A 26,566-nucleotide genomic window follows, 5' to 3' on the forward strand; every position below is an offset into this window, starting at 1 on the left:
ATGGCTGGACATTCCGCACACGACGACCATCGCTCTCATGATCGTGCCGTCCATGACGCTCATGGCGACGATCACGCGCATCACGATCATACGCCGAGCTTTGCGCAGCGTTGGTTCTTTTCGACCAACCACAAGGACATCGGCACGCTCTATCTGATTTTTGCGATCATCGCCGGCATCATCGGCGGCGGCCTATCGGTCGTTATGCGTATGGAGCTGCAAGAGCCTGGCATCCAGATCTTCCACGGTCTGGCAACGATGGTCTACGGCTTCGAGGGTGACGCTGCCATCGACGGCGGCAAGCACATGTACAACGTGTTCACCACCGCGCATGCGCTCATCATGATCTTCTTCATGGTCATGCCGGCCATGATCGGCGGTTTTGCCAACTGGATGGTTCCGATCATGATCGGCGCTCCGGACATGGCTTTCCCGCGCCTCAACAACATCTCCTTCTGGTTGATCGTTCCTGCCTTTATCCTGCTTCTTCTTTCGCTCTTCGTCGAAGGGCCGGCAGGTGCCTATGGTGTCGGTGGCGGCTGGACGATGTATCCACCATTATCAACGAGCGGTATGCCGGGGCCAGCGGTCGATCTTGCGATCTTTGCGCTTCACGTAGCCGGTGCCTCTTCGATCCTCGGTGCGATCAACTTCATCACCACGATCCTCAACATGCGCGCGCCTGGCATGACGCTGCACAAGATGCCGCTCTTTGCGTGGTCTGTGCTTGTCACTGCCTTCCTTCTTCTGCTGTCGCTTCCGGTTCTGGCAGGTGGCATCACCATGCTTCTGACCGACCGCAACTTTGGCACGACCTTCTTCTCTCCTGAAGGCGGCGGCGATCCGATCCTCTACCAGCACCTGTTCTGGTTCTTCGGTCACCCGGAAGTCTACATCCTGATCCTGCCTGGCTTCGGCATCATCAGCCACATCGTATCGACCTTCTCGCGCAAGCCGATCTTCGGTTATCTCGGCATGGCTTACGCCATGGTCGCAATCGGCGCCGTCGGCTTCATCGTGTGGGCGCACCACATGTATACCGTTGGTCTGTCGCTCGAAGCGCAGCGCTACTTCGTCTTCGCAACCATGGTGATCGCGGTGCCGACCGGCATTAAGATCTTCTCCTGGATCGCTACGATGTGGGGCGGTTCGCTGACCTTCACTACACCGATGATCTGGGCGATCGGCTTCATCTTCCTCTTCACGGTGGGCGGCGTCACGGGCGTTCAGCTCGCCAATGCCGGTCTCGACCGTTCGCTTCATGACACCTACTACGTGGTGGCGCACTTCCACTACGTCCTGTCGCTTGGCGCGGTCTTTGCGATCTTTGCCGGCTGGTACTACTGGTTCCCGAAGATCACCGGCTACATGTATAGTCAGAAGATCGGCAACCTGCACTTCTGGGTCATGTTCGTCGGCGTCAACCTGATCTTCTTCCCGCAGCACTTCCTGGGTCTTGCAGGCATGCCGCGTCGATACATCGACTATCCGGATGCCTATGCGGGTTGGAACCTAGTTTCCTCTTATGGTTCCTACATCTCTGCGGTCGCCGTCCTGATTTTCCTCTTCGGCGTATGGGAAGCCTTCGCCAAGAAGCGGATCGCTGGCGACAACCCGTGGGGTCCGGGTGCCACAACGCTGGAATGGCAGCTGTCGTCTCCACCGCCATACCATCAGTGGGAGCAGCTTCCGCGTATCCGCTGAGGCATTTTGTCCGAGCGTTTTGTCCGGCGTAACATGATAAATGTCAGTTTTACGCCGGACGAGATGAGCAAAGACGCCGCATTGGGATGGGGCGTCTTTCGGGAAAGCAGGAAATAATGACCGTTATTGACAATCGCGACACGCTGGCAATCGAATACGCTTCGCTTTCGGAAGCTGGCGCGCGTGATTATTTTGAGCTGTTGAAGCCCCGCGTCATGTCGCTGGTTGTGTTCACGGCCTTTGCCGGGCTCATTCTCGCACCAGGCACGATCAATCCAGTCCTCGGATTGATCGCAATCCTTTGCATCGCGGTAGGGGCAGGGGCCTCTGGCGCGTTGAACATGTGGTACGATGCCGATATTGACGCTGTCATGTCGCGCACGGCCAAGCGTCCTATTCCATCCGGACGGGTTGCGCCGGGTGAGGCTTTGGCCTTCGGACTGACGCTTTCGGTCTTCTCGGTTGCCATCCTGGGCCTGGCCGTCAATTGGTTTGCTGCCGGTCTTCTCGCCTTTACCATCTTCTTCTATGCCGTCGTCTATACGATGTGGCTCAAGCGCTCGACGCCGCAGAACATCGTTATCGGCGGTGCTGCCGGCGCATTCCCGCCCATGCTCGGCTGGGCTTGCGTGACCGGCAATGTCTCGCTGGATAGCACTATCCTGTTTTTGATCATCTTTCTTTGGACGCCCGCACATTTTTGGGCCTTGGCGCTCTTCAAGATGCGCGACTACGGCTCTGTCGGCATTCCGATGATGCCGAATGTGGCCGGCGAGCGCTCGACCAAGAACCAGATGATCGTCTATTCCATTTTGACCATGGCTGTCGCTGTGGCCCCCTATTTCTCTGGACTTGCAGGGTTGAGCTATGGCATCTTCGCTGCGATCCTCAGCATTATCTTCGTCTACTGTTCCATCTCCGTTCGGCGCATGCCGGATGGCGACGACAAGATGATGCCGGCAAAGAAGATGTTTGCCTATTCGGTGTTCTACCTGTTTGCGATTTTCTCCGCCCTTCTGGCCGATCATCTCGTGCCGTCCTTTGTCACGATGGTTGGAGGCGCGGCATGATCGAGACCGTAAAGCTCAATGAGGCGCAGAAGAAGTCGAGGCGTGGGCGTAACTTGGCGCTTGGCCTCACGCTGGCGGCTCTGGTGGTCCTGTTCTACGTCATTACCATCATCAAGATCGGCGGTCATTGATCGAACGAGCTAGGGAGGGGGAGATATGACAGAAGCACAAAAGATGACCGGAAGCAGAAAGACGAGCAATGGCTCGATCCTCGTGCTGTGTCTTGTCTTCGTCTGCGGCATGGTTGGCATGGCCTATGCCTCTGTGCCCCTCTATCGCCTGTTCTGCCAGGTCACCGGCTATAATGGCACCACCCAGCGCGTCGAACAATATTCCGACGTCATCCTCGATAAGACGATGAAGGTGACGTTCGATTCCAACACGTCCAACGGTCTGAACTGGGATTTTCGTCCGGTGAACAAGATGGTCGAGCCTCGGATTGGTGAGACGATCCAGGTGAACTTCAAGGCTACCAACCGTTCGCCGGTCGCAACCACGGGCACCGCCGTGTTCAATGTGACGCCGATGGAGGCTGGTGCATACTTCAACAAGGTGCAGTGCTTCTGCTTTACCGAGACGACGCTCCAGCCGGGTGAAACGCTGGAAATGCCGGTGGTGTTCTTCATCGATCCGGAGATCGTCAAGGCTCGGGAAACGAAGAACATTCATACATTGACCTTGTCCTACACATTTTACCCGTCGAAAACGGAAAAACCGGTTGCGTCCTTACCGGCAAAGACTGAACGTGACGAGACGAGACTTTGAGAGAGGGAGGCGTGGTCGAAAGATCGCGCCATTGAATGAAACGGTCGTCTGGCTTCAGTTCAGAGAGACGGTTTAGCGAGATTGGGAAGAGCCTTCGGGGATTGATCACATGGCAGACACGCATCAAAAGAACCACGACTACCATATCATAAACCCGAGCCCATGGCCGCTTCTGGCATCCATCGGTGCCTTCGTGCTGACCTTCGGCGGCGTCTGTTATATGCGCTACTTGAACGGCGGCTCATTCAAGCTGTTCGGTCTTGAACTCGCCACTCCCTGGTTTTTCTATGGGGGCCTCGCCATCGTGCTTTACACGATGTACGCCTGGTGGGCTGACACGATCAAGGAAGGCAACGAAGGTCACCATACGCCGGTCGTTTCGCTGCATCTGCGCTACGGCATGATCATGTTCATCGCCTCGGAGGTCATGTTCTTCGTTGCGTGGTTCTGGGCCTATTTCGATGCGAGCCTCTATCCGCACGAGGCCATTCAGGCGTCGCGACTTGCCTATACTGGTGGTCAGTGGCCGCCAAAGGGTATCGAGGTCATCGACCCATGGCATCTGCCGCTATACAATACCGTGATCCTGCTTCTTTCGGGTACTTGCGTCACCTGGGCACACCACGCTCTGCTGCATAATGACCGCAAGGGTATGATCGCCGGTCTGTCGCTGACGGTTGCGCTCGGCGTTCTTTTCTCTGCGGTGCAGATCTACGAATACATGCACGCTCCGTTCGACTTCAAGAATTCGATCTATGGCGCGACATTCTTTATGGCGACGGGCTTCCACGGTTTCCACGTCTTCGTCGGGACGATCTTCCTGTTGGTTTGCCTGTTCCGCGCAATCGCAGGCGGTTTCACGCCAAAGCATCATTTCGGCTTCGAGGCTGCTGCCTGGTACTGGCACTTCGTGGACGTCGTCTGGCTCTTCCTCTTCTTCGCCATCTACATCTGGGGCGGCTGGGGCGCGCCACTGGCTGAGGCGGGTCACTGACCAGCCTTGCAAAGGAGCGGTGCATTGCTCCGCTCCACTTGATCATGAAGACCAGGCGTCGCTGATTGAGCGACTGGTATAAGCGCGGCGGATTGCTGCGCTTACTGATCTGATGAGGCCGGAGGAGCCATGATGCAGAATACAGGCGAGTTCCCTCCTGTCGATCCAATCAAGGTCGGTCTGCAAGGCTGCTGCCCCCGTTGTGGGCGGGGGAAACTCTTCGACGGATTTCTGAAACTGAAGCCACATTGCAGTGCCTGCGGGCTGGATTATGCATTCGCAGACGCTGGCGATGGTCCGGCTGTCTTCGTTATGTTGATCGTAGGGTTTCTGATCATTGGCCTCGCCCTCTGGTTCGACTCCGTCTTCGCGCCACCCGTTTGGCTTCACGCCTTGATCTGGCTACCCCTGACAGTCATCCTCTCGCTGGTACTTTTGCGCAAGCTGAAGGGCATCATGGTGGCGCTCCAATATCGCAGCAACGCCAGTGAAGGCAGCATCGATCATGGTTGAGCATGGTCCCCTCAAGCCTGCCCACCGGCGACTGTGGTTTGCTGGTCCTCTGGTGCTGCTTTTGCTCGTCATTCTTTTGGCGCTCGGCACATGGCAGGTGAAGCGGCTATATTGGAAGGAGGCCCTTCTCAGCGAGATCGAACTGCGCGTTCACGCCGCACCTGTTGACCTTGCTGAGATCGAAAGGATTGCCGCCTCCGGTGGCGATATCGAATACCGCACCGTTCGGCTCTCTGGCGTCTTCGATCATTCGAAGGAGCGGCACTTTTTTGCCACGCATCAGGGACAGACCGGATACTACGTCTATACGCCGTTGAAGCTTGACGACGGACGGGAGATCTTCATCAATCGCGGCTTCGTCCTTTACGATATGAAGGACCCGGCAAAACGTGAGCAGGGGCAGCTCACGGGGAGTGTCACCATCGAGGGGCTGGCGCGTGCGCAGCTTGCGGCAAAGCCATCCATCATGCTGCCTGACAATGACGTCGCCAAGAATATCTTCTATTGGAAAGATATCCGCGCCATGGCGAGAAGTGTTGGTCTCTCTCCCGGCACGCTGGTGCCGTTTTTCGTCGATGCCAATGGCGCCGCCAATCCCGGCGGCTGGCCCAAAGGCGGCGTGACGCTTATTGATCTGCCCAACAATCACCTTCAATATGCGATTACTTGGTATGGTCTTGCCGCTGCCCTTGTCTTCGTGGCCGGTTTTGCCTATGTGCGGGGCCTGAAAGGCCCAAGGGAGTAGGGTACATCGCGCACGCGCATCCAATTGCGCCGAAGCGAGCGGTTTTACGTAAAATGGGAGGCAAAGGAGCAGGAATGAATATGGCCGTTTCCAAGCCGCCTCTCACCATCAGGCTCTGTGGCCCGCGGGGTTTTTGCGCCGGGGTCGATCGTGCCATCCAGATCGTGGTGCTGGCGCTCAAAGCTTATGGCGCTCCTGTCTATGTACGCCACGAGATCGTTCACAATCGTTATGTGGTCGAAGGACTTGAGGCGAAGGGTGCAATCTTCGTCGAGGAACTGAACGAGATTCCGGCCGAACATCGCCAGCAGCCCGTGGTGTTTTCCGCTCATGGCGTGCCGAAATCGGTGCCCGAAGACGCGCAGGCGCGCAACCTCTTCTATCTCGATGCCACGTGCCCGCTTGTCTCCAAGGTTCATAAGCAGGCCATGCGCCACCAGCGCCTTGGCCGCCACGTTATTCTCATCGGCCATGCGGGCCACCCGGAAGTCATCGGCACCATGGGGCAACTGCCCGAGGGGACGGTATCTCTCATCGAAACGGTCGAAGATGCGGCGCGTTATCAGCCTATCGACCCGGAGAACCTGGGCTTTGTGACGCAGACTACGCTGTCCGTCGACGATACTGCGGGCGTGATTGCCAAGCTGCAGGAGCGCTTTCCGGCCATGCAGGCGCCGGCGGCGGATAGTATCTGCTATGCCACCACCAACCGTCAGGATGCAGTGAAACAGGCGGCACCCGGCTGCGATCTTTTCATCGTCGTGGGCGCGCCCAACTCCTCGAATTCCAAGCGTCTGGTGGAAGTAGCGTTGCGCGCTGGCGCAAAGCGATCTGTTCTGGTTCAGCGTGCTGCCGAGATCGACTGGGATGACATCGGTGATGTGCGCACCATCGGTCTTTCCGCAGGTGCATCCGCACCCGAAGTCATCGTCGACGAGATCATCCAGGCTTTCAAGGAGCGCTTCGACACCACGCTCGATCTGGCCGTCACCGTAGAAGAGACTGAACATTTTCTGGTGAATCGCGAACTGCGCAATATTGAACTCACCACACAAGACATGGCATTCGTGAATGGCAGCGCAAGCGATGCGCTTCCGCCGAAGGCCGTGCTGAACGTCTGACCCTATCCATCCTCTTGCAAGAGAATTCCATTGGCAGTTTACACAGACATCACCGAAGATGAGCTGAGACAGTTTCTTAGCCAATATGACGTCGGCGAATTGACCTCTTACAAGGGCATAGCCGAGGGTGTCGAGAACTCCAATTTTCTGCTTCACACCACCAAAGATCCGCTGATCCTGACGCTCTACGAGAAGCGGGTGGAAAAGTCCGACCTGCCGTTCTTTCTTGGGTTGATGCAGCATCTGGCCGATAAGGGCTTGTCATGCCCGCTGCCATTGCCGCGTAAGGATGGCGAGTTGCTTGGAGAGTTGTCCGGCCGTCCAGCAGCACTGATCTCCTTCCTCGAAGGCATGTGGCTGAGAAAGCCTGAAGCGAAGCATTGTCGTGAAGTTGGCAAAGCTCTGGCGGCGATGCATCTGGCGGGTGAAGGTTTTGACATCAGACGGCCTAACGCACTTTCGCTCGAAGGCTGGAAGGTGCTTTGGGAGAAGTCTGAAGCCCGCGCCGATGAGGTGGAGAATGGTTTGAAGGGCGAGATCGATCCGGAGATCGCGTTTCTGGCGGCCAATTGGCCGGGCGATCTGCCGTCTGGCGTCATCCATGCCGATCTGTTTCAGGACAATGTCTTCTTTCTGGGCGACGAGCTTTCCGGGCTGATCGACTTCTATTTCGCCTGTAACGATCTTCTCGCCTATGACGTTTCGATCTGCCTCAACGCCTGGTGCTTTGAGAAAGACGGATCCTATAAGGTCACCAAGGGCAAGGCATTGCTTGAAGGCTATCAGTCGATACGCCCGATGAGTGAAGCCGAACTGGATGCCATGCCGATCCTGGCGCGTGGTTCGGCGTTGCGCTTCTTCCTGACCAGGCTCTATGATTGGCTGACGACGCCAGAGGGCGCTCTTGTGGTGAAGAAGGATCCGCTCGAATATCTGCGCAAGCTGCGGTTCCACCGCTCCATCGGCAACGTGGCCGAGTATGGATTGGCGCAATAATGAAGCATGTCGATATTTTTACTGACGGCGCCTGTTCCGGCAATCCCGGACCCGGCGGGTGGGGTGCCGTTCTTCGCTACGGGGAGGTTGAGAAGGAACTGAACGGCGGCGAGGCCGATACCACCAATAACCGCATGGAACTGATGGCGGCCATCGAAGCGTTGAATGCGCTGAAGGCCCCTTGTGAGGTCGATCTCTACACCGACAGCGCCTATGTTAAGGATGGCATCACCAAGTGGATTTTCGGCTGGAAGAAAAAAGGCTGGAAGACCGCCGACAATAAGCCGGTCAAGAACGTGGAATTGTGGCAGGCGCTGGAAGCAGCCCGTGAGCGCCATAAGGTGACGCTGCACTGGGTCAAGGGACATGCCGGACATCCCGAAAACGAGCGCGCCGACGAACTGGCGCGCAAAGGCATGGAACCGTTCAAACGACGGTCATGAAGCGATGGTGTAGTCTCAAAGCGAGTGCTGCAGCATCAAGGAGGAGGGACACATGACGATACTTCACTGCGTATTTCTGCGGTTTAAGTCCGCGACCACCACGTCCGAAAAGCAGGCGATCTATGAGGCGATCACCGCGCTGAAGGATGTTATTCCCGGCATTTCCGATATTAAGTGCGGCCAGAACGTTTCATCCGAAGGGTTGAATGGCGGCTTCCTGGATGGCTTCATCGTCACCTTCGAGAGCACGGAGGCGCGCGACGACTATCTCGTGCACCCCGACCATGTCGATGTCGGAGAGCGCCTGGCCGGTCTGACCGATGGTGGCCTGGCTGGCATCCTCGTTTTCGACATGGCTGTTTGACACCAGCAGCGCAATTCTCAATGTCTTCGATAGGTTGCCTTCGTCACCAGCTTCAGGGGGACGAAGGCCACTTGGTTTCATCAACTTGACTTGTTGATAGCGTCTGCAATCTTGTCGACATTGTAGCGGAACATCTTCTCATAAGTCGGTGCAGGGCCGTTCGCTTTTGATAGCGACTCGACGTAAAGTTCTCCGCCCGGTGCAGCACCCGTTGCTTTCGCGACCTGCTTCACCAGCCGTGGATCGTTCGAGTTTTCGAAGAAATAGGTTTTGACGTGTTCGGCCTTGATCTGCTCGATCAGCTTTGCCACATCTCCGGCAGAGGCTTCCGTTTCCGTGGAAACGCCGAGCGGCGACAGGAACGTGACGTTATATTCGCGTCCGAAATAGCCGAACGCATCATGGCTTGTCAGGATCTTGCGGCGATCCTGTTGGACGGAATCGAACTTCTGGTGAGCGTAACGATCCAACTCGTCGAGTTTCTGGATGTAGGCTGCAGCATTTGCCTTGAAGTCGTCTTTATCCGCCGGGTCGGCAGCGGCAAGCGTCGTCTCGATGTTATGGACCCACACCTTGACGTTGACCGGGCTGTTCCAGACATGGGGGTCGGTCACCGTCTTGCCGTCCTCGTCCATCTCGCGCGTCTTGATGCCTTCCGAGACATTGACGGGCGCGCCCTTGTAGCCTGAAGCGGAAATAAGCCGGTCCATCCACCCTTCCAGACCCAGTCCGCTGACGAAGACAACGTCGGCAGCCTTAAGCTTTTTTGCATCTGTCGGCGAAGGCTCGAACTCGTGCGGATCGCCATCCGGCTTGACGAGGCTGCTGACCGTAACATGCTTGCCACCAACTTGCTTCACCACATCGGCAAGCACTGTGAACGAAGCCACGGCTTTTACTTCCCCAGCAGACGCGCAGGTAGAAAAGGCCATGACGATTGGAAGAGCTGTCGAGAAAAGGAAGAGGCGTGGTGACATTGGCATTCTCCTAAAATTAGCCCTTCAGATGAGGGCGGGTGAAAAGGTGCGAACCGAGGCCCGCAGGCGCAACCAGTATGGAGAGCCCATAAAGACAGGTGGCTGCAATGATGATGGTGGGGCCGGACGCCGTTTCGAAATGGTAGGAGGCAACGAGGCCGAGATAGCCCGAGACTGCGGCACTGCCGCCGGCGATCGCAAGCATCGCAGGCAGGCTGCGCGCCCATAATTGCGCGATCGCCGCCGGAAGCATCATGAGGCCCACTGCCATTAGCGTTCCGAGTGCTTGAAAACTTGCGACGAGATTGAGCACGACCAGCAACAGGAAAGCGACGTGATAGATCGGTCCGCGGCCGCCCACGGCGCGCAGGAAGCCGGGATCGAAACATTCGGTCACGAGCGGGCGATAGATAAACGCCATCACCACCAGCGTCAGCGATGTAATCGCGCCAATCTGAAAAAGTGCGGGCGCATCGATGGCGAGGATCGTGCCGAAAAGCACATGCAGCAGATCGACATTCGAGCCATGCAGCGAAACAATCAACACCCCTAGCGCCAGCGATGCCAGGTAGAAGCTCGCAAAGCTTGCGTCCTCCTGGAGCGGTGTCACGCGGCTGACGATGCCGGAAAGAAGCGCGACGGATAGCCCCGCAACGAGACCGCCAAGGCCCATGGCCGTGAGCGAGAGCGAACCTGCTATAAGATAGCCGATGGCAGCCCCCGGCAGAATGGCGTGGCTCAGCGCATCGCCCATCAGGCTCATCCGTCGCAGGGCGAGTAAAACGCCGATGGGGCTTGCCCCAACCGAAAGGCAAAGGCAGGCGACGAGTGCGCGGCGCATGAAGCCGTAATCCTGGAACGGCGCAACGAAGAGATCATAGGCCGTCATGCTGCTGGCTCGCAGATGACGCTATTCTCATCCCAGCGCTCGGCCATGGCACGCGCACGCAGAAGATTGACAGACGACATGACGTCATCGGTCGCACCCCAGCCAACCAGTTCTCGGGCAATCAGCAAGGTCTGAGGAAAGTGCGCCCGTACCTGATCGAAATCATGCAGCACGGCGATCACGGTGCGGCCCTCGCCATGCCAGCGCGCGACGATGTCGAGCAGATCGCGCGTCGTTCTGGCATCGATAGCAGTGAAAGGCTCATCCAGCAGAATGACCTTGGCATCTTGGACCAGAAGCCTCGCGAAAAGCACACGCTGGAACTGCCCGGCTGAGAGCGAACCAATCGGTCGCTTCTCGAAGCCCTCAAGACCCACGGCCGACAATGCGTGGCGACCTGCCTCCAGTTGCGCGGTCGTGATGCGCCCAAATGCGCCTGCTGATTTCCATGCACCGAGCAGAACCGTATCTAGCACCGAAATCGGAAAACGCCGGTTGATATCCGCAGCCTGCGGTAGATAGCCAAAATCAGTCCGATTCAAAGCGTGGATGATCCGACCTTCAGATGGCCGCAACTCGCCGATAATGGATTTCAGCAACGTTGATTTGCCTGCGCCGTTTGGTCCGGCAATGGCCGTCAGGCTTCCCGCATGAAAAGCACCGGAAACATGATGAACCGCCGGGTGCCGCTCATAAGCGACGGTAAGGTTTTCGACCTGAAGAATGGGGACTTTCGTCATGGCAACACAACCGCCCAATATATCGCGGCCCAGAGGGGCAAGAGAAGCAGGAGAGCCAGAAGAAGGCGTTGAGCCGAAGACTGGCGCAGAAGGGGAGGTAGGGTCGACAAACGCATAGCGCGCTCACAAAAATGTTATACCGTTACTGTTATGGTGTAACAATTGAGGCGGAAGAAAGGCGGCTAGCGGCCGCTTCTTTAGGCTTGATGATATCCCTTTACATGGAAAAGGCCCGACGCGATGCCGGGCCAATTAGAGTTCACGTATAGACTGGAAGATCAGAGCTGTTCGATCATCGTGGCAGCCGAAGACACCGTTGCCTGGCCGGGATTGTCTTCGACGTTCAAAGACTTGACCACGCCGTCATCGACAAGCATGGAATAACGCTTGGAGCGTACGCCAAGGCCACCGCCGGAAAGATCGGCATCGAGACCGAGCGCCTTGGTGAAGGAGGCGTCCCAGTCCGCTAGGAAATGGATCTTGCCTTGGCCGCCGCTCGATTGCGCCCAAGCGCCCATGACGTGCCAGTCATTGACGGCGACGACGGCGATGTCGTCCACGCCGCGCGCTAGGATGGCGTCACGATTTTCCAGATAACCCGGCAAGTGGTTCAAAGAGCAAGTTGGCGTGAATGCTCCGGGAACGGCGAAGACGACAACCTTCTTGCCGCTGAAAAGCTCGTCGGTCGTGGTTTCGACAGGGCCGTCCGCTGTTTTTTCCTTGAAGGTTGCGGAGGGCAGCTTGTCGCCGATCTTGATGGTCATAATATCGCTCCTGTGGCAATGACGGCGCGACTATAGAGCATCATCGAGAAAACTGTGAAGTCGTTTCTTGATCCCTGACGGGCGTTATTGTGCTGGGAAATCTAGCGGCGCTTCCATGGCCCGGGAGCCGGATTTGACCAGAATCTGCCAGCTCTGGCCTTTCGGGTTATAGCTCTTCGGCAGGCCCTTGATGTTCATGTAAAAGGAAAGCTTGCGCTTGTCGCGCACCAAATTCTGCGGCTCGAAATAGGCATAGCCGGACGGGCCGGCGACATAGATATCGGCCTCTTTCGGAGCACCCTCAGGCAGGTGTAACTCCACGCCGAGCAGTGTCTTGTCGGGAGTGATGTGAAAGTTCACAACTTTGAAGTCGTCTGTTGGTGCCTCTGGAAGGCTTGCCTTGCTTGCCTCGATGAAGGCAAGCTCTTCTTGCGTCGCCTGTGCCCTTCTATCGATCTCGAAACCCGCTTCAAACGGAATACAGATATTGAGGCAGACGCCGATAAAGGCCGTCAACTTAACCACATCTGCGTCGTGCCCTGCACTGGAATGAAGGGTGAAGGGAAAGTTCACCGGCTGGTCATAGCCGATATCGGTTATATCATCGTTCTTGATCAGCTTGGGCACGGGGAAGGCCATGGAGGCCAACGTCACGCCGCTTGTCGGATCTGGCTTGAGTTGCGGTGGTATGCCCGCTTCTCCCGGTTCGCGCCAATAGGTGATCCAGCCGGGCTTAAGTTCGATTTGAAGAACCGCTTCGATCTTGCCGCTAGGGTCTGCGGGCAGGCTGACGATACGCATGCGCCCGCCCTCGCTCGTCGCCCATTCGCTCGTATCGGCCCTGGCGATTTGCCCGCTGGCAAACATCGCGACGAGGGTGAAGAGGGCGATCAGAAATGTGCGAAAGGGGAGGTAAATCGAACGGGTCATGCTCTTCGTCTAGCGCAACAGGCTAGAAGTCACCAGTTACGATTTTGTCCCACTTATCATTTTCGGTTGATTGATGGGCCGCTATGCAGCATCCTTGCCAAATGGTGAAACCAAACCGGCGTCGCTACGGGGCGCTGAAAAGGGGAGGTGCTCTTGGCTTTTTCGACCCTCATGGACAAAAGGGAACGAGGCTTTTTGGATGGTCAGTTTCTGATCGCCATGCCAGGTCTGGACAACAGCGCCTTCGAGCGCTCAGTCATCTACATCTGCGCGCACTCTCAGGCCGGCGCCATGGGTTTCATCATCAATCGAGGCCAACAGATTACCTTCACCGATGTTCTCCTGCATTTGAAGATCATGGATAGCAACGACGCGATCATGCTGCCCAATCGCACCCGCGATTTTCCGATCCAGTTCGGCGGACCGGTGGAAGCCGGCAGGGGGTTCGTGCTGCACTCTGATGATTACTCAAGCGAATCTAGCATTCCCGTCAGCGACGATATCTCGTTGACGGCGACGCTCGATATCGTGCGGGCAATTTCCAACGGCCGTATGCCGCAGCGCGCCACGATGCTGCTCGGTTATGCTGGCTGGGCACCGGGACAGCTCGAAAACGAGATCGCCAATAATGGCTGGCTGAATTGCCCGGCATCGGAAGAACTGATCTTCGATCGTTCTCTGGACGACAAATATGAGCGAGCCCTTGCTTTGATGGGGGTCGATCCGCGCATGCTCTCAGCCGAAGCAGGGCACGCTTGACCTTGAGATTGAAAGCTTGAGATCAGCAGGAACAAAATTATAGTGGTGACGTTTTCTACCCGGTAGCCAGCACCGAGCCTGGCATGAAACTAGGGAGAATGATCATGGGTAGCACGTCCGACAAGATCGCTGGTAAGGCAAACGAAGTTGCTGGCAAGGTGAAGCAGAGCGTTGGTTCCGCTACCGGCAACGACAGCATGCGCGCCGAAGGTGCTGCGCAGGAAACCAAGGGCAAGGTTCAGGTCGCTGCCGGCAAGGCCAAGGATGCCGTCAAGGACACGGTCGACAGAATGTAAGACGACCGCGACCTCTTAGAGATAAGACGGTCCAACCTTGATGACCCTCACAGGTCCCTGAGCGCATGTGTTGAAGTTCGGCACATGCGCTTTTCGCTTGTGCGAGCAATTTCCCCAACCAGTCGTGATACCCAGGAGATAGGGATGCAACTTTTCTCGTGTGCTGCGTGCGGGCAGCCCGTTCACTTTGATAACCGGTCCTGTGTTCGATGCGGCCACCGGCTCGCCTTCGTACCGCAGACGCTTTCGATGGAGGCGCTGGATCCAGCAGGTGACCCGTTGTGGACGCTGGTATCGAAGCCGGATCATCAGGTTCGCTTCTGCGCAAACGAAGTCAACGACATCTGCAACTGGGCTATCCCGGCCGATAGCGAAACACCCTTCTGCCCCGCTTGCAGCCATAACCGTCTGGTGCCGGATGCCTCGACCCAGGAAGGAATCGAGCAATGGCGGCGCCTTAGCCAGGCGCAGCGGCACCTCTTCTACTCCATGCTGCGCTTGAAACTGCCTCATCCGAACCGCGATTCCGACCCGCAAGGTGGCTTGGTGTTCGACTTTCTGGTGGATGAAATTGCTGCCGACGGTTCGGTTATCCCGGCCATGACAGGTCACGACGAGGGGCTGATTGCGATCCGTGCGGCTGAAGCCGACGATGTCACGCGTGAACAGGTTCGCGCCAACATGAACGAACCTTATCGCACCATGCTTGGCCACTTCCGCCATGAGGTCGGGCATTTCATCTGGAATAAGATGGTGCGTGACGCTGGAAGACTTGACGCTTTCCGCGCCGCCTTTGGCGACGAGCGAGAGGATTACGGTGAGGCCCTGAAACGCAATTACGAGCAGGGACCGCAGCCGGGATGGCAGGAAACCTATATTAGCTCCTATGCATCAGTACATCCATGGGAAGACTTCGCCGAGTGCTTCGCACACTATCTCCACATCGTTGACACACTCGAAACCGCCCATGCCTTCGGCATCGCCATCGAGCCGGAAGGTCATGAGGAAATGGCAACCGAAGTTGCCTTTGACCCTTACCGTGCCAGAAGCGCACAACGGTTGGTCAACGCTTGGGTACCGCTGAGCGTAGCGCTGAACTCCATGCAGCGCAGCATGGGAGAGGCCGACCTCTACCCCTTCGTACTAACGCCCGCGGTGGTGGAGAAGCTGCAATTCCTTCATGATCTCTTGCATGAAAAAATTCCAGCCAACTCGGATGCGCCCGATAGCGCAGCGCAGCAGCAAGGCGGGGCTCAGCCTCAGACCGAACAGCAATCAGGCGCGCTTGAAGACCTGAAAGCGCTCGCGTAGTAGCCTAAGCGCCGCATCCGGCGTGTCCGGCGTACCGAAAAGGAAGCTTTGCCCGTAATGACAATTCATACGGGCAAGCTCTGCCGCATCTTCCGGCGTTTCGATACCTTCTGCCACCACTTGCATTTCCAGCGCACGCGCCATGGCGATGATCGAGCGTAGAAGAACGTTCCGCTTGTCGCTGGTATTGGCGATCAGTGCCTTATCCAGCTTGATCGTGTCGAAGGGGAAACGTGTCAGGTAGGCAAGCGAAGAATAGCCAGTGCCAAAATCGTCGAGCGCAAGGCTTAAGCCGGTTTGCTTGAGCTTGGCCAGCACGAGACGCGCCTGTTCAGGATTTTCCATCACGATGGATTCTGTCAATTCCAACTTCAACTGTTGGGGATTGCAGCGTGTTCGCTGAAGCATGCTGCGAACGTCGTTGTAAAGTTCGTTGTTCAACAGCTGCGAGCTTGAAATATTGACCGAGATGAAAATTGGAAGCTTGTCGATAGCGTGCTGCCAGTCCATCAGGTCGTTTGCTGCCCGCTCGAGCGCAAACATGCCGAGCGGCTCGATAAGGCCCGACGCTTCGGCAATCGGAATAAACTCGCTCGGCGGAATGTTTCCGCGCTTCGGATGCTCCCAGCGCATCAGGGCTTCGAAGCCCGCGAGATCGCCATTGTCTAGTTTGACGATAGGCTGGTAGGCGAGCGAAAGCTCCTTGCGCTCAAGTGCGCGGCGCAGATCGCTTTCCATTTGCAGACGATCGGTTCCAGACGTTCGGAAGGCTGGACGGAAAGGCTCGACCCGGTTGCCGCCCGCGCGCTTGGCGCGATACATGGCAAGCTCAGCGTCGCTCAACAGTCCCGGAGCATTTTCCTGCTGGTCGATCCAGGAGACCAGACCGATGGAGGCGGTCAGCACGATTTCGCGGTTGGCGAAATTGATGGGTACCATGATGGCCTTGTTCACCGCGTCGGCAAAATCTGCCACGCGTTGCGGGTCGCGCTCTGACACCAGGATCAGGCCGAACTCGTCTCCGCCCAGACGTGCCAGCGTATCCTGCGGTTTGAGAAGACGGCGTAGGCGGCGCGTCAAGGCAATCAGAATATTGTCGCCGGCAGCGATGCCAAGCGTGTCGTTGACGAGCTTGTAGCGGTCGATATCGATCGCCATGACCGTGGGGCGAACCGTATCGCCATCCGGCGCAAGGTTCAGCACCGATTGCAGGCGGTCGAGGAAAACCTGGCGGTTTGGAAGGCCGGTCAGGTTGTCGTTCAGCGCGTCCTGCAACAGTCGCTCGACGGAATTCTTCGGTTCGGTAATGTCGGTAATGGTGCCGACGCAGCGAATGATTTCACCGTTGGAGCCGAGCACAGGCCGAGCTCGAATTTGCAGCCAATGGAAATGACCATCCTCGGCGCGAATGCGAAACTCGTGGTTCAGTCGGCCCTTGCGATGGTCGAGCAACACGTCGAGCGTTGCCTTGAAGCGGTCGCGGTCATCGGGGTGGAGGCGCGGCAGCCAGTTGCGCGCAGCGCCATGCATGGTGCCCGGATGAAGGCCAAGCTTGATCGAGACGTCTGGCGTCGTAACGATACGGTCGCGCGTGACATCCCAGTCCCAGACAGTATCGCCACTCCCGGTCAATGCCAGGGATTGACGCTCGAGATCGGAGAACAAACCCTGCTGATAGGCACTTCCTGCAAAGGCGTGCTGAATGACGGTAAAGCCGATCAAAAGCACGATCAGGACCAGGCCGCCGCCGAGTGCTGGCTGCACGATGTCATTGTCCAGTTGCCCGGTCACTGTCAGCCACCCGCCGAAGAGCCAGACCAGGATCAGCGCCCAGGATGGCACCAGCAGAATGGCGCGATCGTAGCGGTTGAAGCCGAGATAAATGATCAGCACGATGCCGACGGACGCCGTCAGCGCAAAGGAAACGCGCGCGATGCCGGATGCAATGGATGGATCGTAGATCGCGACGCCGAAAAGCGCGCCGAGACCGATGATCCATGCGAATGTGGCATAGCCCAGATGCGCGTGCCATCTGTTCAGATTGAGATAGGTGAACAGGAAGACCACGAAGCTGGAGGCGAGCGCCACTTCGGCGCCCGCCCTCCACATTCGCTCGTCGCTCGACGTTACGGTAATCAGTTTTTCCAGAAAGCCAAAATCGACGCAGATATAAGCAAGTACGGCCCAGGCGAGAGCTGCGGATGCGGGCAGTACGGACGTTCCTTTGACCACGAAAAGAATGGTCAAGAGAACAGCGAGCAGACCGGCAATACCAAGCACGATGCCGCGATAGAGCGTGAAGGCGTTGATCGTGTCCTTGTAGGCTTCCGGCTCCCAAAGATAGAGCTGCGGCAGTTGCGGCGTGGAAAGCTCGGCCACGAAGGTGATGACAGCGCCCGGATTCAGGGTGATGCGGAAGACGTCGGCATCGGGGCTCGGTTGACGATCCAGCGCGAAGCCTTCGCTCGGGGTGATGGCGATGATGCGCTGCGAGCCGAGATCGGGCCAGAAGAGCTTGGAATTGACGAGACGAAAGTGCGGCGCGACGATGACGCGCTCAAGCTGTTCTTCCGAGACGTTGGCAAGCGCAAACACCGCCCAATCGCCCTGGTGGGCGGGAGAGCTTGCCCGCACTTCAATGCGTCGACGAATGCCGTCCGGCCCAGGCGCCGTCGAAACCTGAAACGCCTCGCCCTGATTGGCGTAGATATCGGTAGTGGCCGTCAGATCGAGCGCAGTGTCATCGCGAGAAATCTTCACCGGCTCGAAAGCCGACGCGTGGCTTGACAGCAGCGCAAAGAAAAACAGAAGCGCCGTCGCACATGCTTTCGCCGGTATGCGTTTCAACATACGCGACACGAGGCTCATATATGTCATCACTCTCACTGAGTCCCGCCGGAAACGCGTTTGTCGGCAATCAGCGAAAACATGGCATGGTCCCGCCATTCGCCGTTTATTTTCAGATATTCGCGCAAGAGGCCTTCCCGCTGAAACCCGGCATTTTCGAGCAGCCGGATGCTTTTGAAGTTGTCTGGAATACAGGCTGCCTCAATACGGTGCAACTGAAGTCCATTGAAGATGTAGGGTATTACCAGTTTTAATGCGGCAGACATATGGCCATTTCGAGCATATGGCTCACCCATCCAATACCCGATCATACAGCTTTGCGCCGCACCCCTGCGGATGTAGCCGATGGTGATGCCTCCGATCAGCGTATCGTCCGATAAGAAGAGCAGCAGAGATACGGCCGTGCCGGACGAGAATTCCTGGTTGTTGCGGGTAACGCGCACGCGAAACGAACTTTCGGTCAGTTCGTCGCTGCGCCAGGTCGGCTCCCATGGCTGAAGAAAGCCGCGGCTTTCCGAGCGTAGCTTGTGCCACTGCTTGAAATCGGAATAACGCGGCAGTCTCAGCAGGTAGTTTGCGCTGCGAAGTTCCGGCGTATCGCTATTGCGGGAGAGAAAGCGCAGCATTTAGTCGTCCAACACCATGCTGCGGGGCAGTCTGTTCCGTCAGCCGTTTGCGGTTATCTTCATCGAAGGCGCGACTGAAAGGCCCGCCGTGATGTCGGACAGCGGCGCCAGGTTTTCCAGCGGACCGATGGCTGACAATGTCGGAACTTTATCGAAAAACAGACGCCCTGCAAGATCGGTCAGCCGCTCACGGGTGATGTCGCCAAGGCGCGTCATCATCTCGTCATTGGGAATAGGACGACCGTAAAGCATCATCTGGCGCGCAATCTGACCTGCACGTGCAGCCGGGCTTTCCTGCCCCATCAACAACTGTGCGCGGATTTGCGCGCGAGCACGGTCGATTTCTTCCTGATGGATGACGTCAGAGGCCTTGCGCAGTTCCTCGGTGATAACGGGAACCAGTTCCGGCAGATCGCTGCTGCCGGTTGCGGCATGAATGCCGAAAATGCCGGTGTCTGAAAAGCCCCAATGGAAGGCGTAGACCGAATAGCAAAGGCCACGATATTCACGCACTTCCTGGAAAAGCCGCGACGACATGCCGCCGCCGAGAATATTGGCGAGAATCTGCGAGCAATAGAAATCACGTGCGTGATAAGCCTTGCCTTCGAAGCCGAGAAGGATCTGCGCATCCATCAAATCGCGCGTCTCGCGAATTTCGCCGCCCGTATAGATGGCTTTCTCGATGATCGGAGTCGTTTCAGGCTTCTGCGGGAGGCTGGAGAAACGCTGCTCCACTTGTTTAACAAAGGTTTCATGATCGACGGCACCGGCCGCGACAACAAAGATCCGGTCGGTGGTGTAATTCCGACCGAGATAATGGCGGATCTGGGCTGTGGTGAAAGACTGTACCGTTTCCGGTGTGCCGAGAATCGGACGACCGATCGTTTGGTCGCGATAGGCGACACCGGAAAAATTGTCGAAAACGACGTCGTCGGGCGTGTCCGTAGCAGCACCGATTTCCTGTAGGATGACGTTCTTCTCGCGCTCCAGTTCCGCCTCGTCGAAGGCGGACTCGGTCAGGATATCGGCCAGAATATCGACTGCCAGGGGAACGTGATCCTTCAGCACACGGGCATAATAGGATGTGGTTTCGGTGGACGTGGCAGCGTTGACTTCGCCGCCGACATTCTCGATCTCTTCCGCGATCTGCCGGGCGGTGCGGCGCGCCGTGCCCTTAAATGCCATATGCTCGAGCAGATGAGCGATGCCGTGCTCGTCATCCGTCTCGTTGCGCGAACCTGATTTTATCCACACACCGAGAGCAACGCTTTCGAGGTGAGGCATTCTTTCGGTCACGACTGTCAACCCGGACGAAAGCCGGGTTACGTTTACATTCATTTCCACGTCTTTCCGCGTCGGTCAGTCCTTGGCGCGAGCATGCTTGCCGATGAAGGTCTCCACCGCCTCAAGCTCTGCTTCCAGGACGTCGAAACGCTCCTCCCGGTTCATAAGATCAGCAAGCCATACTGGTAGGGCAGGATCGATTGCGCAAGCGGATTTTACAGCATCAGGGAATTTCGCCGGATGCGCGGTTGAAAGAACCACCATTGGACTGTTTGTTTTTTCGTGCTTTTTCGCCACGTACACCGCTGTAGCGGTATGGGGATCGAGCAGGTAGCCGGTCTCGCTCAGTGTGTCGCGAATGGTTGCCGCGACCTGCTTTTCGGTTGCGCGACCCGCGCGGAAGTCTCGCTTGATCACCTTCATCGCCGCTTCGGAAATCTGGAAGGCGCCTGATTGCTTCAGGCCATCCATCGAGCGCTTGATCTCGTCCGAGTCGCGATCATAGGCTTCGAACAAAAGGCGCTCGAAGTTTGAGGAGATCTGGATATCCATCGAAGGCGAGGTGGTGGCGTGAACGCCGCGCATCTCGTAACGACCGGTCTTTAGGGTGCGGGCCAGAATGTCGTTGTCATTGGTGGCGATCACCAGCTTGTCGATTGGCAGGCCCATCTGCTTGGCCACATAACCCGCAAATATATCGCCGAAGTTGCCGGTCGGCACCGTGAAGGAAACCTTGCGATCGGGCGCTCCGAGCGAAATCGCGGTGGTGAAGTAATAGACCACCTGCGCCATGATGCGCGCCCAGTTGATGGAGTTCACGCCGGAAAGCTTCACGCCATCGCGAAATTTCGCGTCGTTGAACATCTCTTTGACGAGGTTCTGGCAATCATCGAAATTACCATTGATGGCAAGCGCATGCACGTTGGAAGCAGTCGAACTCGTCATCTGACGCTGCTGGACAGGCGAAACTTTGCCATGCGGGAACAGGATGAAGATGTCGGTGCGATCGCGACCGGCAAACGCATCGATGGCGGCACCGCCGGTGTCGCCGGACGTGGCGCCAACGATCGTTGCACGCTGGCCGCGCTCGGCCAGGGTGTAGTCCATCAGCCGAGCCAGAAGCTGCATGGCGACGTCCTTGAACGCCAGTGTCGTGCCATGGAAAAGCTCGAGAATGAAGCTGTTCGGTCCGGTCTGGACCAGAGGGGTGACAGCTGGATGACGGAATGTTGCGTAGGCGTCATCGATCATCGAACGAAAATCCTTTTCAGGAATTTCCCCGCCGGTGAAGCGGTAGAGAACCTCGAAGGCGATTTCCTGATAAGTCTTGCCGCGAAGGGCGCGAATTTCCTTCTTTTTCATCTTCGGCCATTCGCTCGGCACATAAAGGCCGCCATCACGCGCAAGGCCTGCAAGCAGCGCATCGGAAAAACCAAGCGATGGGGCGCTGCCCCTGGTCGAAACATATTTCACGGAAATCGTCCTTCGTCGTCGTCATCAGTTCATGGCTGACAAACCGTGTCTGCGGGGTTTCTCGCCCATTTCGCAAAAATGGCACAAATCCCAACGCAACCATCGATTTTTCCCAGCGCCGCTGCTATAGACCATCGCCGACAGGCAAGAAAGGCCAATAAACAGCATCAGCGGCCTGTTGCGGAATTGTTTTAGAGGGTGGAACAGAGTGACAGGGACTATTTTGCGTTTATCCGCCGCAGCATCGCTGCTTGCCGTGCTTGCGGGTTGCAATTCTTCCAATCCGTCCGACTCGCTGGCGGTCAATCCTCCGGCACAACAGGTCAATGTGGCGCCCGTCGTGCAGGCGACTTGCCCGCCCATCACCGTGCTCGACAGCAACGCAGTGCATCAGGTCTATGCAGGCGGCGCAAAAGGTGATCCGAGCAAGCTCGTCTACCAGGCATCCATATCCGATACGACGCGCTCTTGCAGCATGAACGAATCGACCTTGACGGTAAACGTCTTTGCACAGGGACGTGTTGTTCCCGGGCCTCTTTCGAAGCCTGGCCGCGTCAATCTGCCGATCCGCGTCACTGTGAAAGATGGCGACGGTGAAATCTTCTCGCAGGTCACCAGCCTCGGCGTAGACGTTCCTGCCGGTGACGCAGGCACGCAGTTCATCTTCAACAACCCGAATGTTGCTATTCCGAATGCTCCGGGCGGTGCGTCCAAGCAGACCAATGTCTTCATCTCCTTCGATGCAGGCGGCGCTAAGGCAGGCGGCAAGAAGAGCGGTCGCAGGGGCTGAGACCAGACGGGTCTTTGTCGACGTTTTCAAAAGCCGGATCGCGTCAAGCGGCCCGGCTTTTTCATGCGCTCAGATCGCCCATTCGGAAAGGGCGGCGATCGTCGCGGGCAGATCCTGCATGCGGGAGATCACTGTCTCGGCACCAGCGTCGGTCAGCTTGTCCGCATGGCTCGGATAGCTGTGCGATGCGCCGGTGAAGCCGATGACGCGCATGCCAGCCGCGCGCGCGCCGGTGATACCATGAACCGAATCTTCGATCACAACGACCTTGTCAGGCGAGACGCCGAACTGCTTGGCGCCGTGGAGGAAAATGTCGGGCTTCGGCTTGACGCGATCCGCTCCAAGATCCTTGGCGGAATAGACATGGCCCTCGAAATAGGGCTTCAAGCCGACCTTCGTCAGCATCATGTCGAGCCGGGCGCTGGAAGAATTCGAGCAGATGCAGCGCTGTGTCGTCAGGCGCGACAGGGCAAATTTCACGCCGTCAATGACTTTGACGTCGCGTGCCAGGCGCGCATCCAACAGCTTTTCCGACTTATCAAGCAGCGTGGCAGAGAGCGGAATGCTCGCCTCCCGCTCGACCTCCAGCAGGATGTTTTTCCATGTCATGCCGGAAAAGCGTTCGCCCATCTCCTCGACAGAAATCGGATAGCCGGCCTCTGTCAACAGGCGGGATTCGACTTGTGCCGCGATGATCTCTGAATCGACCAGAACGCCGTCGCAGTCGAAAATGATAAGGTCGAAGCCGCTCATATGCGCTCCTTGATGTCGGTAGAGGAATTGATGGAGTGGCTGGCTTTTAGACCAAGTACTGGAGAAGCTCAACCAGCTGGAATGCAATGGAGCTTTGCGGCTACACTGTCGCTCGACAATCCCGTGACCTCGCCCTATGTCAGATCATGGTCAAGATTCCAAAGCCCAAGCCAGACGATACGATTGCCGCCAAGATCAGCCGCACGCTTGCCGAGCGTATCGTGCGCGGCGAGCTCGCGCCCGGCGAAAGACTGAGACAGGACCACATCGCTGAAGAATTTGGCGCCTCTCATGTGCCGGTGCGGGAGGCATTTCGCCGTCTGGAGGCCCAGGGGCTTGCAGTCAGCATTCCGCGCCGGGGCGTTCGCGTTGCTGATTTCGGTCTGGCCGATGTGCGCGAGGTGGCGGAAATGCGCGCCGCACTCGAGGTTCTGGCACTTCGCAATGCGATACCGAACCTGACGGATGCCATTCTTACCGAAGCCGAGGCTGCGACCCATGAAGGCGACGACGCGCAGGATGTTCGCCATTGGGAAGCGGCGAACCGTCGCTTCCACAGGCTGATTATCGCACCGTGCAACATGCCAAGGTTGATGGAAGCCATAGACGGGCTTCATGCTGCAAGCGCCCGCTTCCTGTTTTCCGCCTGGCGAGCTGGATGGGAGCGACGCACAGATACCGATCACCGCGCCATAATCGATGCGCTTCGCGATGGACGTGGTGAAGAAGCGATTCGGATATTGCATGGTCACGTGCAATGGATCGGCCGCACGGCGGTTCGAACGCCGACCGGCTCGACGCGCGATGCCTTTTCAATCGTGGGATAGTGACCGTCTTTGCAGTGGAAGTCAGTCTGCGACGTTGATCTCGGTGCGTTCGGACGCTGTCACCGTAGCATTGACTTCCTTCGGCTCGCGATTGGTCTTCTTGTCGTAGGTCACTTTTACCGAATATGTCCCGGGGTGAAGCGTTTCCTGATGCGTCGTTCCGTAGCGCCCGGAAATTTCCTTCTGCGTCCCCTGTAAGTCCTTGGTGGTTTCGACGATGTCGATTCGCTCCGCTTTCGGGGCTGAAACGGCAAGGACGCCAGCATCGAGATCGACAGTAAGATCCGTGCGCTGGCCGGCTGTCACAGTGAACGGCTTTTCAACGCTGACCTTGCCGAGGCGCGCCCTCATGATGAAGTTTCCGGCCGGCATCTGCATGATCTTGCCAGGGCCATAAGTTCCGGTAATTGTCTTACGAGTACCGTCCAGCGTGTCGGTTTCGGCAAGTGCCTCGAAGCGGATGCCGTCCGTCTCCACCTTGCGGCCGCCTTCCTTGTAGACAGCATTGGCCACGACCACGCCGCTTGGAATGATAACGTCGTGTGTCAGCGTATCGCCCGCTTTGACGGTAATCGTTTCTTCTGCCTCAGCTGGACCGATACGGCCCTGAAGCTTCAACTCGCCAGCGGGAACGAAAATTTCCTTTGATCCGTAGACACTATCGTTGAAATCGTCCTGCGTGACTGTCACGCGCGCAAGAGGCTCTGCCTCCTTGCTTTCCGGGCTGCGCTTGGGAACGATCGTCAGCTGCGCGGCCTCGAAATCGACCGCAAGGTCCGTCACGCCGCCGTCCTTCACTTCGAATGCAATTTCACGACTGATACTGCCGAGAGAGGCAACGGCAACGTAGCGTCCGGGCGGGATCTTTTCCTCGAAGGTCGCATCGTACGCACCGCCGACATTCTCGTCACTGCGGCCACCCATGCTGTCTGCCTTGTAGAAATCCCAGCGAACCTTGTCGCTATCGCCAAGCGACGGGCCGCCGCTGAACATCACGGCATTCGTGCGGACATTCACTTGCGGCTTCGGCGCCTGCGGCGCAGCCTGCTGGGAAAAGGCGGCGCTGGCATAGAGCGTCGCGGCGATCATCAAGGCTATGCGCATTTTCAACTTACCCCTGCACCCGTCACTGGCACCATAATACCGCCAGCGTGGAAAATTCCTAAATCAAAACGTTAAAAATAATATCCGGTTCCATTCCCATCTTTTTGGGATTTTTCAGGGGTTTGTTCAGCCTTTGATAACCATCTTCGGTAACCATAAGGCCAGTTCAGTTGAGTAAGCGTATGGAGCGAGTACCCATGGCATCAGTGTTTCCACTGGCCGATTTTCGGCGCGCCGGTTTTGATCTTGCAGGCGAAAGCGATGCCTGGAAGGACAGCATCATCAAGGGTGACTGCGTCGCCGCGCTCGAAGCGCTGCCGAGCCAGTCAGTCGATGCGATTTTCGCCGATCCGCCCTACAACCTCCAGCTTGGCGGCGCGCTGCATCGCCCCGATCAGTCGCTCGTGGATGCGGTTGATGACGAGTGGGACCAGTTCGCCTCTTTCGATGCCTATGATGCCTTCACCCGCGCCTGGCTTCTGGCCTGCCGCCGCGTGCTGAAGCCCAATGGCACCATCTGGGTCATTGGTTCCTATCACAACATTTTCCGTGTCGGCTCCATCCTTCAGGACATGAACTTCTGGATCCTGAATGACATCGTCTGGCGCAAGACCAACCCCATGCCTAATTTCAAGGGTCGCCGTTTCCAGAACGCCCATGAAACGATGATCTGGGCCAGCCGCGATGCGAAAGCCAAAAGCTACACCTTCAATTACGAAGCGCTGAAAGCGTCCAACGACGACGTGCAGATGCGCTCCGATTGGCTGTTCCCGATCTGCAGCGGCTCGGAGCGGCTGAAGGGCGATGACGGCAAGAAGATCCATCCGACTCAGAAGCCGGAAGCGTTACTCGCCCGCGTCATCATGGCCTCGACCAAGCCTGGCGACGTCGTGCTCGATCCTTTTTTCGGCTCCGGCACCACGGGTGCGGTGGCAAAACGCCTTGGCCGTCATTTCGTCGGCATCGAGCGCGAGCAGGATTACATCGACGCAGCCTCTGCCCGCATTGCCGCGGTCGAACCGCTCGGCAAGGCTGAACTGACGGTCATGACCGGCAAGAAGGCAGAGCCACGCGTGGCCTTCAACGTTCTGCTTGAAAGCGGTCTGGTGCGCCCGGGTCAGGTGCTTACGGATGCCAAACGTCGCTACACCGCAATCATTCGTGCCGACGGTACCGTCTCGTCTGGCGGCGATGCAGGTTCGATCCATCGTCTTGGCGCCAAGGTTCAGGGTCTCGATGCATGCAACGGCTGGACCTTCTGGCATTATCACGAGGGCGACGTCCTCAAGCCCATCGATGATCTCAGAAGCGTTATCCGTATGGAATTGGCCAAAGCCGAGTAGTCTGCGATCCACCGCCTCGTGCTGCTTTAGCCAGATACTTCATCCGGTTTTAGTACCTTCAGTCCCGGATGAAGAGCAACCAGGGCTCGGCGTTTACCAGACGCCGGGCCCTGGTTTTATCATGTTAGAAATACCGAA

28 protein-coding genes are annotated in these 26,566 nt (G+C 57.4%); 17 read left to right on the forward strand and 11 right to left on the reverse strand.

Annotated elements, in window-relative coordinates:
• The 11 genes from ctaD to QZ869_RS07375 all read left to right on the forward strand — a co-directional run bounded on the left by ctaD (position 1) and on the right by QZ869_RS07375 (position 8,715).
• A complete protein-coding gene (gene ctaD, locus QZ869_RS07325; RefSeq protein WP_296103694.1) occupies positions 1-1,704 on the forward strand; it encodes a cytochrome c oxidase subunit I in 1,704 nt (567 codons plus the stop codon).
• Positions 1,705-1,820: 116 nt separating this feature from the next.
• Positions 1,821-2,774, forward strand: coding sequence for a heme o synthase (locus QZ869_RS07330; protein ID WP_296103697.1), 954 nt, complete (start codon positions 1,821-1,823; stop codon positions 2,772-2,774).
• Positions 2,771-2,905, forward strand: a complete 135-nt coding sequence (locus QZ869_RS07335) for a hypothetical protein (protein ID WP_296101041.1) — start codon at positions 2,771-2,773, stop codon at positions 2,903-2,905. Before QZ869_RS07330 ends, QZ869_RS07335 begins: the two co-directional genes overlap by 4 nt.
• Positions 2,906-2,930: 25 nt before the next feature.
• Positions 2,931-3,539, forward strand: a complete 609-nt coding sequence (locus QZ869_RS07340; protein WP_296103699.1) for a cytochrome c oxidase assembly protein — start codon at positions 2,931-2,933, stop codon at positions 3,537-3,539.
• A gap of 109 nt (positions 3,540-3,648) precedes the next feature.
• Complete coding sequence (locus QZ869_RS07345; RefSeq protein WP_296074532.1) at positions 3,649-4,533, forward strand: cytochrome c oxidase subunit 3; 885 nt, start codon at positions 3,649-3,651, stop codon at positions 4,531-4,533.
• 129 nt (positions 4,534-4,662) lie between these two features.
• Positions 4,663-5,046: a DUF983 domain-containing protein gene (locus tag QZ869_RS07350; RefSeq protein ID WP_296041266.1), complete on the forward strand. Its 384-nt coding sequence runs from the start codon at positions 4,663-4,665 to the stop codon at positions 5,044-5,046.
• On the forward strand, positions 5,039-5,791 hold the full coding sequence (locus QZ869_RS07355; RefSeq protein ID WP_296103700.1) for an SURF1 family protein: 753 nt from the start codon (positions 5,039-5,041) through the stop codon (positions 5,789-5,791). The genes QZ869_RS07350 and QZ869_RS07355 overlap by 8 nt, the downstream gene beginning before the upstream one ends.
• Positions 5,792-5,865: 74 nt before the next feature.
• Positions 5,866-6,912 (forward strand): 4-hydroxy-3-methylbut-2-enyl diphosphate reductase, encoded by a 1,047-nt coding sequence (gene ispH, locus QZ869_RS07360; RefSeq protein WP_296021257.1) that lies wholly within the window; start codon positions 5,866-5,868, stop codon positions 6,910-6,912.
• 30 nt (positions 6,913-6,942) lie between these two features.
• A complete protein-coding gene (locus QZ869_RS07365; RefSeq protein WP_296103701.1) occupies positions 6,943-7,908 on the forward strand; it encodes a homoserine kinase in 966 nt (321 codons plus the stop codon).
• Complete coding sequence (rnhA, locus tag QZ869_RS07370; RefSeq protein ID WP_296021253.1) at positions 7,908-8,351, forward strand: ribonuclease HI; 444 nt, start codon at positions 7,908-7,910, stop codon at positions 8,349-8,351. Before QZ869_RS07365 ends, rnhA begins: the two co-directional genes overlap by 1 nt.
• Before the next feature lie 52 nt (positions 8,352-8,403).
• Complete coding sequence (locus QZ869_RS07375) at positions 8,404-8,715, forward strand: Dabb family protein (RefSeq protein WP_296021250.1); 312 nt, start codon at positions 8,404-8,406, stop codon at positions 8,713-8,715.
• A gap of 80 nt (positions 8,716-8,795) precedes the next feature.
• Here QZ869_RS07375 and QZ869_RS07380 read toward each other — a convergent pair whose 3' ends face one another.
• From QZ869_RS07380 to QZ869_RS07400, 5 genes are all read right to left on the reverse strand, one after another.
• Positions 8,796-9,692 carry a zinc ABC transporter substrate-binding protein gene (locus QZ869_RS07380; protein WP_296021248.1) on the reverse strand — a complete coding sequence of 299 codons (897 nt, stop codon included), beginning with the start codon at positions 9,690-9,692 and terminating at the stop codon, positions 8,796-8,798.
• A gap of 16 nt (positions 9,693-9,708) precedes the next feature.
• A complete protein-coding gene (locus tag QZ869_RS07385) occupies positions 9,709-10,581 on the reverse strand; it encodes a metal ABC transporter permease (protein ID WP_296103702.1) in 873 nt (290 codons plus the stop codon).
• The gene (locus tag QZ869_RS07390; RefSeq protein ID WP_296103704.1) at positions 10,578-11,321 is read right to left on the reverse strand and encodes an ABC transporter ATP-binding protein; all 744 of its coding nucleotides are present in this window, start codon (positions 11,319-11,321) and stop codon (positions 10,578-10,580) included. The genes QZ869_RS07385 and QZ869_RS07390 overlap by 4 nt, the downstream gene beginning before the upstream one ends.
• Positions 11,322-11,599: 278 nt before the next feature.
• The gene (locus QZ869_RS07395; protein WP_296036205.1) at positions 11,600-12,085 is read right to left on the reverse strand and encodes a peroxiredoxin; all 486 of its coding nucleotides are present in this window, start codon (positions 12,083-12,085) and stop codon (positions 11,600-11,602) included.
• Positions 12,086-12,169: 84 nt separating this feature from the next.
• Entirely contained in the window at positions 12,170-13,015 is an 846-nt protein-coding gene (locus tag QZ869_RS07400) for a protein-disulfide reductase DsbD domain-containing protein (protein ID WP_296103707.1), read from the reverse strand.
• Between the two features lie 153 nt (positions 13,016-13,168).
• On the opposite strand from QZ869_RS07400, the gene QZ869_RS07405 reads away from it, so the two are divergent.
• From QZ869_RS07405 to QZ869_RS07415, 3 genes are all read left to right on the forward strand, one after another.
• Positions 13,169-13,774 carry a YqgE/AlgH family protein gene (locus QZ869_RS07405; protein WP_296074546.1) on the forward strand — a complete coding sequence of 202 codons (606 nt, stop codon included), beginning with the start codon at positions 13,169-13,171 and terminating at the stop codon, positions 13,772-13,774.
• 104 nt (positions 13,775-13,878) lie between these two features.
• Entirely contained in the window at positions 13,879-14,070 is a 192-nt protein-coding gene (locus QZ869_RS07410) for a CsbD family protein (RefSeq protein WP_296021234.1), read from the forward strand.
• Between the two features lie 144 nt (positions 14,071-14,214).
• Positions 14,215-15,381 (forward strand): putative zinc-binding metallopeptidase, encoded by a 1,167-nt coding sequence (locus QZ869_RS07415; RefSeq protein WP_296103709.1) that lies wholly within the window; start codon positions 14,215-14,217, stop codon positions 15,379-15,381.
• Here the strand turns inward: QZ869_RS07415 and QZ869_RS07420 are convergent.
• Genes QZ869_RS07420 through thrC form a run of 4 tightly spaced genes read right to left on the reverse strand, consistent with a single transcriptional unit; the run spans position 15,346 to position 21,611 of the window.
• Positions 15,346-18,231: an EAL domain-containing protein gene (locus QZ869_RS07420; RefSeq protein ID WP_296103949.1), complete on the reverse strand. Its 2,886-nt coding sequence runs from the start codon at positions 18,229-18,231 to the stop codon at positions 15,346-15,348. The two genes, QZ869_RS07415 and QZ869_RS07420, sit on opposite strands and share 36 nt — an antisense overlap.
• A gap of 32 nt (positions 18,232-18,263) precedes the next feature.
• Positions 18,264-18,854 (reverse strand): GNAT family protein, encoded by a 591-nt coding sequence (locus QZ869_RS07425; protein WP_296074551.1) that lies wholly within the window; start codon positions 18,852-18,854, stop codon positions 18,264-18,266.
• Positions 18,855-18,893: 39 nt separating this feature from the next.
• Positions 18,894-20,192 (reverse strand): pitrilysin family protein, encoded by a 1,299-nt coding sequence (locus tag QZ869_RS07430; RefSeq protein WP_296103712.1) that lies wholly within the window; start codon positions 20,190-20,192, stop codon positions 18,894-18,896.
• A gap of 21 nt (positions 20,193-20,213) precedes the next feature.
• The gene (gene thrC / locus QZ869_RS07435) at positions 20,214-21,611 is read right to left on the reverse strand and encodes a threonine synthase (RefSeq protein WP_296036216.1); all 1,398 of its coding nucleotides are present in this window, start codon (positions 21,609-21,611) and stop codon (positions 20,214-20,216) included.
• Positions 21,612-21,819: 208 nt separating this feature from the next.
• On the opposite strand from thrC, the gene QZ869_RS07440 reads away from it, so the two are divergent.
• The gene (locus QZ869_RS07440) at positions 21,820-22,401 is read left to right on the forward strand and encodes a PilZ domain-containing protein (protein ID WP_296103715.1); all 582 of its coding nucleotides are present in this window, start codon (positions 21,820-21,822) and stop codon (positions 22,399-22,401) included.
• A 69-nt stretch (positions 22,402-22,470) separates the two neighbouring features.
• Here QZ869_RS07440 and QZ869_RS07445 read toward each other — a convergent pair whose 3' ends face one another.
• Positions 22,471-23,154: an HAD family hydrolase gene (locus QZ869_RS07445; protein ID WP_296021223.1), complete on the reverse strand. Its 684-nt coding sequence runs from the start codon at positions 23,152-23,154 to the stop codon at positions 22,471-22,473.
• A 146-nt stretch (positions 23,155-23,300) separates the two neighbouring features.
• Here QZ869_RS07445 and QZ869_RS07450 point away from each other — a divergent pair, with 146 nt between their 5' ends.
• Entirely contained in the window at positions 23,301-23,981 is a 681-nt protein-coding gene (locus tag QZ869_RS07450; protein WP_296036222.1) for a GntR family transcriptional regulator, read from the forward strand.
• A 21-nt stretch (positions 23,982-24,002) separates the two neighbouring features.
• Here the strand turns inward: QZ869_RS07450 and QZ869_RS07455 are convergent, their stop codons facing one another.
• The gene (locus tag QZ869_RS07455) at positions 24,003-25,085 is read right to left on the reverse strand and encodes a hypothetical protein (RefSeq protein WP_296036225.1); all 1,083 of its coding nucleotides are present in this window, start codon (positions 25,083-25,085) and stop codon (positions 24,003-24,005) included.
• Positions 25,086-25,282: 197 nt separating this feature from the next.
• On the opposite strand from QZ869_RS07455, the gene QZ869_RS07460 reads away from it, so the two are divergent.
• A complete protein-coding gene (locus QZ869_RS07460; protein WP_296021217.1) occupies positions 25,283-26,428 on the forward strand; it encodes a site-specific DNA-methyltransferase in 1,146 nt (381 codons plus the stop codon).
• Positions 26,429-26,566 lie beyond the last annotated feature (138 nt).

Source organism: uncultured Agrobacterium sp. (genome assembly GCF_913777885.1).
Classification (GTDB): domain Bacteria; phylum Pseudomonadota; class Alphaproteobacteria; order Rhizobiales; family Rhizobiaceae; genus Agrobacterium.